The following is a 16,762-nucleotide window of genomic DNA, read 5'->3' as shown; positions in this document are numbered from 1 at the left end:
GCGGCCCCACCCGCTGCTGGGTGAGGGGCGGTGCTCTCCTCTCTGCCTGTTCTGGATCTTGGTGAACGTTAGAGGGAGACCGGCTTGGCTTTAGGCAAGGCTTTGCCGGGCCCTGGCAAAGCCTCGTACCGAACCAGGCAGGTGGATCTTGGAGCCACGCCATCGGTCGACCGGCGGATCGAAGTGCAACCTTGTAACAGGCAGGCCGGGGCTGTGCTGTCGGCCTTTACGCACCGCTTCCCGTCAGCTTGGACGGCCAGCGCCGACGGACCCGCTAGCTCGATCCGCGGTGCGTTTAGGTCGTCGTGGAGGTCTGGGGCGACCCGTTCCCTCCATCCTACGGTCCCGCGTACGCGGAGCCGCTTGCGGCCGATGCCCTTCGGCGTGCGACCCGGCGGTCCCCATCCCGCATGGCTGGCGGTGGAGGCTCGGGGCTCATAGGGAGCATGGCTCTTTCCCTAAGTTGAGAAATAGCTCTGCTCTATCTTCTGTAGTTGGAGGAGCGTCTCGTCCTTGGTGATTTCTGCGACATCAATCGCAGCCGCTCATGTTGAGCGCGGACACCTGACCCAATGCAGCCTCCCAGAATATCCGCGTTGTGGCAGATGGACCGATCGAGGTGAGCAACCGGCGTTGGCTGGTCGCTATCTGTCTACGTCATAGATGCGCCGGACCAAGGAGAAGCTAGGATCAGGGATTTAGTGGCTGCCCCCGACTGAATCGCGGGAGCCGGCTACCACGCACCTAGTCGATCGATGCCCCTATCCCGGCTCCTTGGCCAGGGCATCGAGGGCCTGAGCGAGGCCGCGGAACGACAGCGGGATTGCCACGTCCTGCCCGGCCGCGTTCCTGAACGCGATCCGGCCCGGCTCCGCCGCCCCGCGCCATCGCCGGAGGTTCTCCTCCTTGACGGCCGCCTCGGCCACGCAGGCCCCCGGCAGGCAGCGGCGCCAGGGCAGTTCGGTCCCCGTCGCATCCTTCTCGTCCATCAGCACCCGCACGCTGCTCGGGAAGGCGACGTTGGGCGGCAGCAGGGCCGTCACCTGCAGCGGCTGACCCGCGCCGACCCGCCCGACCGCGATCTGCGCGATTGGCTGGGCCTGCCCCTGCACCTGCATCGATTGCGCCGCCTCGCAGACCCGCACCGGTTTCTCGGCCGTGCCCCCGCGCTGGCACCGCAACACCCAGTCGCCATAGCTCGCCGAGGTCGTGCCGGGCTCCGCCGGCACGGCCGAGGCCGCAGGAGTCGCCGCCGACGGCGAGGGGGCCGCCTGCGCCAGAACCGGACCGTAGGCGAGGGGGCAGGCCACCGGCGCGGCCATCGCGGCGATGGCGGCCAGGATCGGAACTGTTTTCGTCGAACGCATCGTCATCCGTCCTACCAGCGATAGAGGAAGCCGCCCTTGAGGCCATGGATCTGGGTGCGATCCGCTCCGACCTGGCCGGTATAGGCGAGCGATAGCGTCGTCTCCGACGTCACCTGCCAGTCGAGGCCCGCCTGCGCCACCAGGGCGTCGCGCGCCACCGGCACGCCCGCCGTCAGGAAGCTCTGACCGGCCGTGCCGAAGCTGAACAGGGTCGAGGGCACCACGTCGCCGTAAGCGCGGCGGTAGCCAGCGAGACCGCGCACGAAGATCGGCGAGGTCGAGCCGAAGAACGCACCGATCTGCCCCTGGGCCTGCACGCCCACCGTCGATGTAGCAATGTCGTAGTCCTGCCCCCGGGCGGTCAGCGCCGCCGCACCGCCGCGCTCGGTAAAGCCGTCACGGCCGATCCGGATCGCGGCACCACCCACAAAGGGCTCGACGTAGCCCGTGCCGGAGCCGACGCGGTAGCCGACTTCGCCGAAGGCTTGGCCAAGCGAACCGCCGTAGCGGGCGCTGGCACTGTCCGAGAAGCCGGGGAAGATCACCGCGCGGTTGGTCGCGAGGCTTGAGCCGGCATAGGCGCCGCCGAGCCGCAGCTGCACCGGGCCGAAGCTGCCGCCAGCATAGAGTGCGCCATAGCCGCTCTCGACCGTGCCGGTGGACTGGCGGGTGGTGATGTCGAAGGTAGTGAAGGTGTAGCCGCCTGCCACGCCCACGCGCCAGCTTTCGTCGAGGCGGGTGTCCGCCCCGAGCACGAAGCCGGAGGTCTGCTGATCGAGCCGTGCGGCATTGCCGTCGCCGCCGACCGCGCCGAACGAGCCGAAGCCCTGGCCCCAGACCGCGACCGGGTTCGGCGCGACGAGCTGGGTCGGGACCGAGACCGGTGCGGGGGTCTGGCTCGGCAGGTCGGCGGTGTACATCGCCGGCAGGGTGGTGCCGGGCGCGAAGCGCTGGCCGATGCCCCCCACGCCGGGACCGCTGAAGCTCGGAGCATCTCCGAAGCGCAGCCGGTCGAGGATCGCCTCGCGCACGAGGTAGCCGGTCGCGAACTGGCTGGTCACCGCACCCGCATGGATCTCGCCCGAGAGCGCATCGAAGGCTTGCCGCGCCTGGGGGGCCGACAGCACGGCGATGCCGTCGTAGAGACGCGTCCCGGCGCCCTGGGCCTGGACCGTCGCGGCGACGCTGCCCTGGTTGCGCGTGATCGCCACCGCGCCGAACTGCACGCCGTTGCTCGCCAGCGTCAGATAGGCGTCGTTGGCGTCGTAGCTGAGGGACGGCGTCAGGAAGGCGAAGTTCGTGCTGACGCCGGCGAACTGCCCGGTCACGCCCCCCGCGGCCGAGAGGATGGTGTAGCGCGTGCGCGGTGCATACTGGTCCGTGCCCGCCGTGACCTGCACCGTTCCGCCCTGCAGCGTTGCCGTGCCGGTCGCGGCGATGCGGTCGGACTGGCCGGCCGCCGTAGCGTCCACTTGGTAGATCGACTGGCTTGCGAACAGCACGTTGCCGTCGACGCTGAGCGTGCCGAGGTTGCCCGGGGCGGTGCCGGCGCCCGGGGCGACGCTCGCCCCGGACTGGACGGTCAGCCCACCGATCCGGCCGGTGCCGCCGAGGCTGGCGCCGTTCGCCACGGTGATGGGTGAGGCGGCGAGGCTTCCCTGGACGACAAGCCTGCCCGTCGCGACCGTGGTCGGTCCCGACAGCGTCCCCGTGCCGGTATAGGTCAGCGTGCCCTCCCCCTGCTTGGTGAAGCGGCCGGTGCCGTTGAGAGCGCTGCCCAGCGTGGCGTCGCCGGCTTGGTCGACGATCAGGTCGCTGTTGCTGCTCACCGGTCCGCTGCCGAGAGCCGCCGCCGAGGCGACGAGCGTCCCGCCGTTGAGGGTGGTGCCCCCGGTATAGGTGTTGGGGCCGGTCAGCGTCAGGCGGCCGCTGCCGGTCTTCACCAGCGCCGTCGCGACAGCGCCATCGACGATGCGGCCGGCATAGGTCGTCGAACGGTTGTCGCCGCCCGTGGTCAATGCGCCGTTGCGCAAGGTCGCCGTCGTGTCGGTGCCCGAGAGCGAGCCGACGGTGAAGGCGGTGCCGCCAAGGTCGAGCGTGCCGTCGTTGGCGAAGGTAGCCACGCCGGTCAGCGGCCCGGTGAGGGTGAAGCTGGCCCCCGCGCCGTTCGAGACCGCGCCGACGATCTGTCCGGCGGCCTGGACGGTGCCGGTGTTGGCGATGCTGCCGTTGAGCACGCCGGTGGTGATGAGCGTCCCGGCATTGGCGAACGGCGCGGTGGCCGTCGTCCAGGTGCCGGTGTTGGTGAGGCTGCCGCCGGTCGCGTTGCGGCCGTCGCCGCGCCACTGGCCGGCATTCGTGACCGTGCCGGTGTTGGCGGTGAGGCTGCCGGCCCAGACGCCAGTGGCGCTGTTGGCGATGCTGCCGGACGCGGTATTGCTCACATCGGCGTTGTAGGCGCCGTCGTTGAGCACGCTGCCGCTGTTGGCGAGCGCATCGCTGACGGTGCCGCCCTGCGCCACCGCGATCGAACCGGCATTGACGATCCCCGCCGGGGCCGTGAGGCTGCCGCCCGAGGCCACGGTGAGGTTGCCGGCGTTGGTGAGCAGGCCGGCGAGGGCGTAGGCCCCGGTACCGGTGACGGCGAGGGTCGCGCCGCCCGCGTTAGCGAAGGGACCGCGGCTCGCTACGCTCCCCGAGACGGTGAAGGACCCGGCATTGTTGACGATGGCGCCGTCGATGCGGCCGGCCGAGGCCGTCACCGTACCAGTGTTGGTCAGACCGCCGGCCACGCTCCCAGCGCTGGCGAAGGTCGCCGCGTTGTTCACCGAGCCTGTCAGGCTGCCGCCGGTGGCAAGCGTCAGCGTCCCCGCCTGCACCGAAGTCAGACCAGTATAGCTAGTCACTCCTGAGAGGGTGAAGCCGCCGCTGCCGGCTTTCACCAGTCCGCCTGAGCCAGAGATTGTGCCGACATAGGTCGTCGTGGCGTTGCTGCCGCCGGTGGTGAGCGTGGCCGAACTCAGCGTCACGCTGCCGCCGCCGGCGAGCGAGCCGATCGTCTCGGAGGTCGTTACCAGCAGCCGCGCACCCGCCGTGTCGGCGAGTGTCACCGGAGCGGTGTCGAGGATCGCGGCACCGCCGCGCAGCTCGACCGTCCCCTCGGTGATATTGAGCGCCTGGAAGGTGTTGGCGCCAGTCAGAACCAGCGTGCCCGCGCCCACGCTCTTGTTCAGCCCGACGCCGGTGATCGGAGCGCCAATCGTCGCGCTGACCCCGCTATCGACGCGGATCGTGCTGAAGCCGGCCGGCCCGTTCGGGTCACCCGTCAGATTTAGCGCGCCGTCGGCACCTGCGAGAAGGGTGTAGCCGGTGCCGGCGAACTGCAGGCCTTGCAGATTCTGCTGGCCGGCCACCGTGACAGTGCTCGCCCCGCCGCCAGCCGGCGCGGTGAACACGCCGAACTGCGACTGCCAGTTCTGGTTCACTCCGCCCGCGGCCGGAGCGTCCGTCCAGTTGGCGTTGCCCGCGTTCCAGGTGCCGGGCCCGCCTTGCGCTCCGGCCACTGCACCGGTCAAGTCCGCGCCGTCCCAGTACTGCACGACCTGCCCGCCGAGGGCGAAGCGTACGTTGACCTGGCTCGGTCCCGGCGTGCCGGCGACGGGCACGCTGTAGACCGCGGCCGTGCCGTTCGTGGCGGTAACGCTCGTGAAGCCGGCATTGGCTGATGCCGCTGACGTCACGCTGCCGCCGACGTCGTAGAGCCGGTACAGGCCGCTCGCCGGCGCATTGCTCAGCGCCAGCGTGCCACCGTTGACGGTGAGGTCGCCGCCGACCCGGATCAGGTCGTTGCTCGTTCCGGCAACGCTGTTAGGCGCGCCGAGGTCGAAGGCGTTGGTCGATCCGGCCTGGATCGTGTAGCCGCCGCCGATGGTCAGCGTGCCGATCGTGCCGATGCCCGGGACGGCGCCGGCGGCGACGGTGCCCGCATTGGTCACGCTGCCGGCGAACGTGCCAGTGCCGACCAGCGTGCCGCCCGAGCCGACGCTCAGGCGTGCCGTGTCGCCCACAGTGTCGCCGAGGACGCCCGTGAGCTGTAGGGTGCCGCCGTCGAGGGTGGCCGCGCCGGTATACTGCACGCCGGGACCGTTGGATCCGGATAGCATCTGCACGCCGCTGCCCGACTTGATCAGCGTGCCCGAACCGGTGAGGCGCCCGGCATAGGCCGTGTCGCCGACGCCGCCGACCAGGACGAGCGCGCCTTCGTTGGCGAGGGTCGCACCGGCTGTCGTCCCCACAAGGCCGCCGACCGATAGGCGCGTGCCGGTCGCCGTGCTGGCCGTCGCGTCGTTGGCGAGCACCGTGATGCCGGTGAGGCTGCCGGCGTTGACGGCGAGCACTCCGGCACCGGCATTGATGAAGGGGCTGTCGGCCGTCACCGCGCCGCCGACGGAGAAGCGGTCGCTGTTGACGATGGCCCCGCCGAAGCGGCCGCCGTCGGCGTTGATCACCGCGGCGTTGGTCGTGCCGCCGTCGAGGGCGCCCGCCGTCTGTGCATAGGTACCGGCGCTGTTGCTGAGGCCTCCGTTCAGCGTGCCTGCGTTGGTGAAGGTGGCGGTGTTCGTCACCGGCCCCGCGATGATCCCCATCGCCGTGTTGCCGAAAACGCCCGTGTTGGTGAGGCTGGCACCGATCGTCCCAGCATTGGTGAAGTTGCCGCCATTCGTGACGGTGCCGGTGATTGCCCCGCTGTTTGTACTGGTGCCGCCGGCAGCGTTGGTGAGGCTGCCAGAGACGGTGCCCGCGTTGGTGAAGGTGGCGTTGTTGGCCACGTCCGAGGCGACGCTGCCGCCGGCCAGGATCGCCAGGGTGCCGGCGTTGACCTGCGTGCCGCCGGTATAGGTGTTGGTCCCCGAGAGCGTGAAGGTCCCCGTCCCGACCTTGGTCACGCCGCCGGTGCCGGAGATTGTGCCGGCGTAGGTGGTCGGGGCGTTGCTGCCGCCGGTGGTCAGGGTGGCCGAGCCCAGCGTCACGCGGCCGGCGCCGGCCAGCGAGGCGATGGTCTGGTTGAAGGTCGCCAGATCCATCCGCGCGCCCGACGCGATCGTCACGGCCGAGGCGCCCGAGAACGCGTTATCCGCGCCCGCCTGGAGCGTGCCGGCGTTGATCGCGGTGGCGCCGGTGTAGTCATTTGTGCCCGACAGGGTCAGCGTGCCCGCGCCGACCTTGGACAGCGCGGTGGCACCGGTGATCCGCCCGGCATAGGCCGACGCCGTGCCGTCCGAGCCCACGGCCAGCGTGCCGCCGTTGGTCAGGGTCGCCGCCGCGGTCGAGCCGGCGAGCGAGCCGACGCCGAGGTCGTTGCCGCCGAGGTCGACCGTGCCGTCGTTGGTCAGGCGGCCGATGCCGGCGAGCGGACCGGTGACGTTGACGGTGCCCACCACATTGTTGGTGACGAAGCCGTTGGCCTGTCCCCGAGCGTTCACGGTGCCGGAATTGGTGATGCCGCCGTTGACGATGCCGGTGCTGGTCAGGGCGCTATTGGCGGCGATCGTGGCACCGTTGTTAATCGTCCCGGTACTCGTCGTCGTGCCGGCCGTGTTGGTGAGGCCGTCGTTGACGATTCCCGTTCCGGTGTTGGTAAAGACCGCCGCGTTGATCACGCCACCGTTGACCGTTCCGGCGTTCGTGGCCGTGCCGGCATTGTTGGCTAGACCAGTGTTGACGACCGCGCCGGCGTTGTTCGTGAACGTGCCCGTATTGGTGATGCCAGCGCCGATCGTGCCGTTGTTCGTCGCCGTACCCGAATTGGTCAGACGTCCGCCCACGCCGCCATTGTTGACGAAGGCGCCGGTGTTTCCGACGGCTCCGCTGATGCTGCCGTTGTTGGTCGAGGTGCCGGCGTTCGCGAGATCGGCTGCCAGCGTGCCGTTGTTGACGAAGATCGCTGGCGTGTTCACGCCAACGCTCGAGGCGACGCCGCCGTTGTTGACGAGGGTGCCGGTCGCGACTGTCGTGCCGCCGCCGAAGGTGTTGGCGCCGGTCAGCGTGAAAGTGCCGCCGCCCGTCTTGATCAGCCCACCGGCCCCGCCGATGACGCCGCCGAAGGTCGTATTAGTGCCATCGACGCCCGTCGTCAGCGTCTGACCGCCCAGGATCTCGACGATCCCGCCGGTCGTGCCACCACCGGTCAGCGATCCGATCGTCTCGGAGTTCGTGACCAGAAGGCGCGCGCCCGCCACGTTGGCAATGGTCGCCGGCGCGGTATCCGCGATCGCGGCGCCGCCGCGGACATCGACGGTGCCGTCGGCGATGTTCAGGGCGCTGAAGCTGTTGGCGCCGGTCAGGATCAGCGTGCCGGAACCGACCGCCTTGTTCAGGCCGAGCCCAGTGACCGGAGTGCCGATCGTCGCGCTGACCCCGGCATCGACGCGCAGAGTGCTGAACCCGGCCAGCCCGTTGGGATCGCCGGTCAGGTTGAGGCTGCCGGCGGCGCCGGGGGTGAGGGTGTAGCCGTCGCCGGCGAACTGCAGACCCTGGACGTTCTGCTGCCCCACCACGGTGACGGTGCTGGTCCCGCCTACGCTCGGGGCGGTGAACACGCCGAACTGGCCCTGCCAGTTCTGGTTCACCTGTCCGGCGGCCGGATCGTCGGTCCAGTTGGCGTTGGTGGCATTCCAGGTGCCCGAGCCGCCCTGGGCGCCGGGCGTGCCGCCGGCGAGGCCGGAAACGTCGGTGCCGTCCCAGTACTGCACAACCTGACCGCCGAGGGAGACGCGGGCATTGACCTGGTTCGGCCCGCCGACGACCGGCTGCACCGTGTAGATCGCGGCGGTGCCGTTGCTGGCGGTGACCGTGGTGAAGCCGGCATTGGGCTGGGCTGCGCTCGCGACCGGGCCTGTCACATTGTAGAGGCGGTAAAGGCCGCTGGCATTGGCGTTCTGCAGGCTGGCGGTGCCGCCGTTGATGGTCAGGGTGCCGCCGACATTGATCAGGTCGTTGGTGGCGCCGCCGACGACGTTGGGCGTGCCGAGCTGGAACAGGTTGTTGGACCCGGAAGCGACCGTGTAGTTGCCGCCGACCGTGAGCATTCCGGGCAGCGTGCCGGGAGCGTTGCCGGCGGACACCGTGCCGCCGCCGTTGACGAGGACGGAGCCGGCGAAGGTGCCGGTGCCCTGCAGCGTGCCGCCGGCGTTGACGTTGAGGGTGGCGCTGTTGCCGGCGGTGTCGCCGACCGAGCCGCTCACGATCAGCGTGCCGGCATTGACATTGGCCGTGCCGGTGAAGGCCGTCGAGGTCCCCGTGAGCGTCAGGGAGCCGCTGCCGTTCTGATTGACGGTGCCGGCGCCCGAGAGGGCGGGCGCGAAGGCGACCGCGTCCGAGCGGTTGAAGCTCAGCGTGCCGTTGACGGTCACGCCCGACGTGCCGCCGATTGATCCGACAGTGCCGCCGTTGCCAATTTGCAAGCCGGTGCCGGCTGCGATCGTGGTCGTACCGGAGTAGGTGTTGGCGCCCGTCAGCGTCAGCGTGCCGTCGCCGGTCTTGGTCAGGCCGAGCGTGCCGCCCCCCGCGCCATCTTGCAGGATGCCAGCGTAGGTGCTGTCCCCCCCTACACCGGTGCCGACGGTCAGCGTCGCCGCCGTCGCGCTCGCGCTCTGGATGGTGCCGCTGCCGCTGAGCGTGCCGACGCCGAGAGGGTTGCCGGCGAGCGTCAGGGCGCCGTTGTTGGTGAGCTGCGTGATGCCGGTCAGCGCCCCACTGACAGTGAAGATGCCGCTGGCATTGTTGATCACGGCACCGTTGATCTGGCCCTGTGCCGACACGGTCGCGCTGTTGCTGACAGCCCCGTTGACGATGCTGCCCGCATCGAGAGAGAGGGTGCCGCCGGTGACGGTGGCTCCGGCATTGAGCGTACCGGTGTTGATGCTGGTACCCGCGATATTGGTGAGCAGGCCGCCGACGCCGCCGGTGTTGGTGAAGGTGCCGGAATTTGTGACGGTGCTCAGGATGGCGGCAGCGTTGGAGGCAGTGCCGGCATTGCTCAGATTGCCGTTGAGCGTTCCGATATTGGTGAAGGTGGCGCCGGTCGTGTTGGTGACGGTGCCGTTGATCTGGCCCCGAGCCGTCACGGTTGCGCTGTTGCTGACAGCACCGTTGACGATACTGCCGACGTTGAGCGTGAGGGTGCCGCCGGTGACGGTGGCGCCGCCGTTGAACGTGCCGGTGCTGTCGGTGGTGCCGGCCGCGTTCGTGACGAGCCCGGCGATGGTGCCGGTGTTGGTGAAGCTGCCGCTGTTGGTGACCACGCCCGCGATGGCGCCAGTGTTCGCGGCCGTGCCGGCATTGCCGAGGTTGCCGTTGAGCGTTCCGCCGTTGGTGAAGGTGGACCCGGCATTGTTCGCGACCGATGAGATCAGACTGGCGCCAGCAGCCAGAGCCAACGTGCCGGCCTCCACCGTGGTGTCGCCCGTATAAGTGCTGGCACCCGCCAGGGTGAGGGTGCCATTGCCGAGCTTGCGCAAGCCGATCGTGCCGCCGGTGCTGGTCAGAGCGTTCGCGACGGTGGCGCTGACATTCGTGTCGACGTTCACGAAGCTCTGACCCGGCGTGGTGAAGGAATCGCCGGTCAGGTTGAGCGTGCCGGTGCCGCCGAGTTGATAGCCGGTCACCGTGAACTGCAGGCCTTGGACGTTCTGCGCACCCGCCACCGTGACGGTGCCGGCGGTGCCGCCGAAGATGCCGACCCCCGAGCGCCAGACATCGTTGACCTGACCGCCCGGCAGAAGGGTCCAGTTGGTGTTAGTAGCGCTCCACGTGCCGGCTCCACCCTGAGCGCCGGCGGTGGCGCCGGTGGCATCGGCGCCGTCCCAGTACTGCACCGACTGGTTGCCGTTCGCGAGCAGCACGTTCACTTGGTTGGGGACGTCGGTGTAGACGAGCGCGTTTGTGCCGGCGCTCGGCGTGGTGACGGCTCCGAAGCTGCCCGCGAGCGTGCCGCCGGCGCCGTTCTGGTTGTAGTTATAAAGGCGATAGGCCCCCGAGACCGGACTGTTCGTCGCGTCGGTGGCCGAGACGAGCCGCAGCGTGCCGCCGAGCGCCAGGTTGCCGCCGACATTGATCAGGTCGTTGCTCGCACCGCCGACCACGCCCGGCGCGCCAAGCTCGAACAGCGAGGTTGCCCCGGCGTTCAGCGTGTAGTTTCCAGCGACCGACAGCGTGCCAGGCGAGCTGCCGGCCGAGACGGTCCCGCCGTTCGCCACGACCACGGATCCGGCGATCGTGCCGGTGCCCTGGAGCGTGCCGCCATTGTTGACGTTGACGGTGGCAGTGTTGCCGGCGGTGTCGCCGAAGATCCCGTTGACCGCGAGGATGCCGGCGTTGACGTTGGCGGTACCTGTAAACTGACCGTTCGACGGGCTGTTTGTGCTGCTCAAGCTCAGCACCGAGGTACCGTTTTGGTTCAGCGTGCCCGCGCCGGTGATCGTATTGGCGAGGCTCAGATCGGCCGTCCGATTGACCGAGAGCACGCTGGCACCGTTGGCACCGTTCGCGGCCGCGTTCAGAACCGCGAGGTTGCCGTTGAGCGTGCCGGCCGTGTCGCCGAGGACGAGTGTGCCGCCGTCGATCTGCAGGGCGTTTCCACCCGCGACTGTCGTGGCGAGGGTGCCGTTGTTGGCCAGCGTCGTCGTGCCGGTGCCGGCCACTCGCAAGCCGATCGCGCCCTGCACGGTGGTGCCGGAGGCCACGGCCGCGGTGTTATTCGCGTTGTTGCCGGTGAGGAAGAGGCCGGCATTGCCCGCGCCGCCGGCGGCGATTGCACCGTTGGCAGTGATCGCCACCGCGCCCGACGTGCCGGTGGCGACGAGGCCCGAACCGTTCGTCGTGGTGATCGGCCCGGCCGACACCGTCACCGCGCCGGCTCCCGCCGTGACCGCGTTGATGCCGGTCGTGGCGGCCGTGACCAGACCCGAACGGTTGACCAGGATGTTGCCGGCGTTGACGGCGTTCTCGATCACCGCGTCGATGCCGACGCCGGCAGTGCCGGTCGTCGCGCCCGCCCCCTGCACGGTCACGCCGGAGTTCGGGCCCGCGCCGGTGCCGCGCTGGCGCGCCGAGATTCCGACATTGCCAGCCACCGTGGCTGCACCGCCGACGATCACCGCGCCCGTGCCGGAGTTCGTGCCCCCAGTGTTGTCCACGAGCGCGCGCACGCCATAGTTCGTGCCGGTCACCGCCGCGTCGGTCGTGACCCTTACTGTGCCTGAACCAAAACTACGGGCGAACAAGCCATTGTCGGTCGGCGCGGACCCGGCGCCGATCGTGCCTAGGCCGGACGTCGTGACGGTGACGTCGCCCGAGACCGCCGTCGACTGGGCGAAGACACCGTTGCCGAACGCGCCGCCAACCGCGCCGATCGTGCCGCCGTTGGTGACAAGAATGCCGCTGGTACCCGAAGTGAGCGCATTGATCGCGGTGGAGCCGTTTGCCCCCGGTCCATGCTGGATCGCGGCGGCGTTGTTGACGGTGATCAACCCACCGGAACCTGTCGCGTTGATCGCGTTGGCGTTCCCGCTCTGGATCGTGCCGGAGCCGGTGTTGACCGTGACGGCGCCTGCATTGGCGGTGGCGTTGATCGCGACACCGCCCGCAATGATGTTGCCGACCGCAACCGGCACCCCTGTCGTGCCGACCGTCACGCTTCCGCTTCCGGTCGTGATGGCATTGACGCCGGTCGTTCCGGCGGTGACCGCTCCCGAGCGCGTGACGAGCACGTTGCCGGCATTGCCCGCGTTGCTGATCTGCGCATTGATGCCGACACCGGCACTGCCCGTGGTCGGGCCGCTGCCTGATACCGTCACTGCGGTGATGCCGGCACCCGGACCGGTGCCCGTCTGTGTCGCCGTGATGCCGGTCGTGCCGCCGGCCACGCCGCCACTGCCGCCGACTGTGACGGCGCCGTTCCCTCCGCTGCTGGCTAGAATACCGGTGGTGCCGACGGTGATGCTGCCGGAATTGTTGACGGTCACGACACCAGCGTCGCTGGCGATGGCCGAGATGCCGGTGACGAAGTTGTTGGTGATCGTGCCGGAGTTGTCGATCGAGACAGCGGTCAGCGTGCCGGCGAGCGATCCGGCTGTCACGTTCGAGGCGATGATCGCGCCGTCGCCGGTGCCGGACGGACGGGTGAGGGTCGCGGCATTGGTGACCTGGACGTAGCCCGTCCCGCCGGCGGCGCGCGCCACGCCGATGACGCCGGCGCCCGCGTTGGTGGCCGAGAGCGTCGTACCCTGCGCGGTCGTGAGCGTGAGGTTGCCGGTGCTGGTGCCGCCCTGGAACGACGCGTTGACCGCTCCGAATCCGCCGGTGATGTTTCCCTGCGTGGCGACCGTGATGTCGCCGGAGGCGAGATTGATCGCCCGCACGGCCTCGGCGGTCGAGGTGATCGCCCCCGCGGTGATGGTGATGGTGCCAGCGGTCGAGCGCTGCGTGTTGATGCCGGCCACGCCCGCCGCCGTCGCGCTCGTGTTGATCTGCCCGCCGGTCTGGTTGACGACGATCGCGCCCGAGCCGGACGCCGTGGCGACGATGCCGTTGCCCGTCGCCTGGATCGTTCCGGCGGTGTGGTTGACGGTGACCGCGCCCGCGCCACTGGTGCTGGCATTGATGCCGGTGGCCGCAACGATCGCGGCGGCGTTGCCGACCGTGACGGTGCCCGCCCCGCCATTCTGATTGAAGGCGAGGATGCCGGTGCCCGTGACGGGCGTTCCCACCTGGCCGATCGCGCCGCCGGCTTGGTTGTCGACGCTGACATTGCCCGCGCCTGTCGTGCTGTAGGCCACGACGCCGTTGTCGAAGGCGCCGCCGGCCGCGCCGATCGCGCCGGAGTTGGTGACGCTGACGCCGCTCGTGCCGGTGTTGCCCGTATTGATGGCATTGAGTCCCGAGCCACCGGTCACCCCCGCCGCGTGCTGGAGCCCGTCCGCGTTGGTCACAGTGAGCAGGCCGCCGGCGTTGCGCGCGTCGACGGCGTTACGGTCCTGCGCGGCCTGGATCGTCCCGCCGCTCGTGTTGACCGTCAGCGTGCCGGTACCCGCGTTCACCGCCAACACGCCGAGGCCCGTCGGGGTGCTGCCGAGCGAGCCGCCCGGCGCGTTCGTGAACGCCGTTTGGTAGGCAACCGGCACCGCCGAGGCGCCGCCTAAACCAGTGATGTTGCCGCCGGTGGTAACTGAGACCGCAGCAGCATTGGCCGCGTTGGTCTGTGCCAGCACGATGCCGTTGGCGTTGCCGGTGATCGAGCCGGTGCCGGTGGTGATGCTCGTCGCGCCTGTGCCCTGGTTGCTCGCGAAGAGACCCTGGCCGTTATAGGCGTCGGTCGGGTCGGAGGCGTTGAAGGCGACGGTGGTGGCGTTGGCCAACGAGATCGTCGAGGAGAACGCGCCCGTCCCCTGCTGGTCGGTGATCAGGCCCGACGAACCCGTGAAGGTGTTGCCGGTGCCGGTCACGTTGATCGTGGCGTTGGCGTTCGTTGACTGGACGAGCATCGCCGGCTGGTCGCCGGTGATTGTGTTTCCCGAGCCGGAGACGTTGATCGTCCCAGCGCCGGTGTTGGTCACCACGCGCACGCCCGCGCCATGGTTGCCGTTGCCCGATGCAGCACCGGTGACCGCCGCGCCGCTGCCTGAAAGCGTGACGCTAGCCGTGCCGCTGCCCGTCGTCTGAACGCTGATCGCGTCGGCGGTGCCGCCGGTGACATTGCCGCCGGTCACGATCCCGATCGTGCCACCGGTTGCCGCGAGGATGCCGCTCGTGGTGCCGGACACGGCACCGAGTGCTGTCGTCGTCCCGAGTGCGATCGAGCCGGTGCCGCTCACGGCACGGATGCCGAAACCACCGGTTCCGGTGAAGATGCCGCCGCCGTTGATGCTGAGCGACGCCGCCGTCGCAACGTTGAAGTCGAGGCCGTTGGCACCCGAGATCGTCCCAGCGGTGTTGTTGATCGCTCCGCCCAGCAATGAGAAGACACCGCTCTGGTTCGGCGCCGAGACGCTGCCCGTATTGTTGAATGTCCCGCCTTGGAGGGCAATGCCCTGATTGCCCGCCGTGATCGTGCCGGCGTTGACGAAGCTTCCGCCGGCGTTGACGAGCACGGCCGCCTGCGCCTGCCCCCCGGCCGCACCGGTGACGAGGCCGGCGCCGCCGGCGGTGGTGAGGCTGCCGCCGACGCCGATCGCCAGGGAGCCACCGTTCGCGATTAACGCGCCGACGGTCTGGTTCCCCGTCAGGGTGAGTGTCCCGGTCCCGGCCTTGGTCACCGCGCCGGCCCCTGTGATCGCGGGGGCGAAGGTCAGATCGTTGGATCGATTGAAGGCGAGCGTAGCGCCGCTCGCTACGGTGACGCCCGACGTGCTGGCGATTGAGCCGGTGATGCCGCCGTTGCCGATCTGCAGGGTACCGGCGCTGATCGTGGTGGCGCCGGTGTAACCGCTCGCGCCGGTGAGCGTGAGCGTGCCGGTGCCGACCTTCGTCAGCGCTCCGTTGCCGTCCGTGCCGATATTACCGCCGTAGGCGTCGTTCGTGTTGTTGCCGCCGACCGACAGCGTGGTGCCTGCCCCAAACAGGACCCCTGAGCCGCCGCTACCCCGGAGTGAGCCGATGGTGTAGGCCGCACCCGCGTCACCGACGGAGAACAAACCACCCGTCTGGGTAACGATCGCACTGGCCGGCACCGTGCCTGATGCGAGGGTGAGCTGACCTCCCACGATGTCGAAATCGGTCGACGCGACCGAACCACCGCCGCCGATCCGCAGGACTCCGTTCTGGACGGTCGTCGGGCCGGTGTAGGTGTTGACGCCGCGTAAATCGAAGAGACCTGTCCCCGTCTTTGTCAGCCCCCCGCTGCCAGAAATCACGCCGAAGTAACCTGTGGTGGCGTTGTTGCTTCCGGTCGTCAGCGTCGCGGAGCCTAGAGTAATGGTTCCGGCGCTGCCGCTGAGAGAGCCGATCGACTGGTTGTTGTTGTTGAGATCGAACGTGCCGTTGCTGACGGTCACGGCGCTCGCCGAAGAGATTATGTTGGCGGCGCCGGCCCGCAGGGTGCCGGCGTTGATCGTGGTCGTTCCGGTATAGGTGTTGGCTCCCGACAGCGTGAGCGTACCGGCTCCTGCCTTTGCGACCGCCCCGGTGCCGGTGATCGTGTTGGACAGGGTCAGGTCGGTCGCCTGCTGGAACGTTAGGCTCGTCCCACTATTCGCGAGATTCCCCGTCAGACCGGATGTCGCGCCCAGGAAGGTGAGCGTGTTGGCGCCACCCGTGAAGGCGATCGCGTTCCCGCTTCCGCCCGAGACCGCGGCGCCGCTTGCCAGCGTGATCGTCAGGTTCTGGCCGGATATGCCGGCGCCAACGAGACCCGCAGAGCCGGTGGGCCGACTTCCACCGGCCCCTCCGGCTCCTGCGGCACCGCCCAGGACCGTGATGCCTGAGCCGATCGTGACGGTCGCACCCGCCGTATTGCTGAAGAATAATCCGATCCCGCCGTCGCCACCACTTCCGGGTCCCCCGGCGTCTCCTGTCGTCCGGCCGCCAGCACCGCCAGCTCCGCCCGTCACGTTGAAACCTAACGTGCCGAGGGCACCGTTTCCCGTGATAACAGCGCCGTAGCCGCCCGCGCCGCCGCCGCCGCCGCCGCCGATGCCGCCGTCGCCTCCCTGACCTCCGGCGCCGCCCGAGAGGGCTCCGGTCGGCAGGGCTGCGCCCACGAAACCATGCGCCCCGCCACCGCCGCCGCCGGCGCCGACGCCGAACGTTCCCGCCCCACTTCCTGGACTGCCGGCTGCACCGGCGCTGCCGCCGCCGGCGCCGCCTAATGCGGCTCCGTTGTTGCCGTAGCCGCCGCTCCCACCCGTTGTACCAGCGCCGCCGCCGCCGCCGCCGCTGCCCTGACTGGTGTTGTGGTTTCCGCCAGCGCCACCGGCCGTCGTCGCATTGCTAACGCCGCCCCCACCCGCGCCGGCGCCACCGCCCATGCCGCCGTTGGCCCAGGCCACACCCGTGGGCGGGACGGCCACGACCGCTGCGCCCGCCACCGCCAGGACGCGTTTGCGCCACCGCTGCCCGACCCGGGCCGCCGGGCGAACCTTGCGTGTGCGCCGCCCGACGCGGAGCCGGGCCATCAGCGCGGCGGCTGGCTCGATCGCCAGCGCGAGCGCTTGCACCATGCGCGAACGCAGCCACGCGTAGCCGGCCAGTCTCGGCGCGCCCGGCTCCATGTCGACTCGCAAGCTGATCCCCACCAGCGCCGTCGAGGCGTCCAGTGCCGCGCGCAGCATACGGCCGCCAGCGTCGGATCTGCTCGTCATACTCTTCCCCCCCTCGGCGGCGCACGCGGCACAGAGCTG

General features: G+C 69.8%; 2 protein-coding genes. Both read right to left on the bottom strand.

Annotated elements, in window-relative coordinates:
* Positions 1 to 761: 761 nt before the first annotated feature.
* Positions 762 to 1,367 carry an invasion associated locus B family protein gene (locus tag BY998_RS14725; RefSeq protein ID WP_181425533.1) on the bottom strand — a complete coding sequence of 202 codons (606 nt, stop codon included), beginning with the start codon at positions 1,365 to 1,367 and terminating at the stop codon, positions 762 to 764.
* An 11-nt stretch (positions 1,368 to 1,378) separates the two neighbouring features.
* Positions 1,379 to 16,723, bottom strand: coding sequence for an autotransporter-associated beta strand repeat-containing protein (locus BY998_RS14720; protein WP_181425532.1), 15,345 nt, complete (start codon positions 16,721 to 16,723; stop codon positions 1,379 to 1,381).
* Positions 16,724 to 16,762 lie beyond the last annotated feature (39 nt).

This window comes from Methylobacterium sp. B4 (genome assembly GCF_003201865.1).
GTDB lineage: Bacteria > Pseudomonadota > Alphaproteobacteria > Rhizobiales > Beijerinckiaceae > Methylobacterium.
Note: the sequence above shows the minus strand (reverse complement) of the source record. Positions and strands in the feature narration are given on the sequence as shown.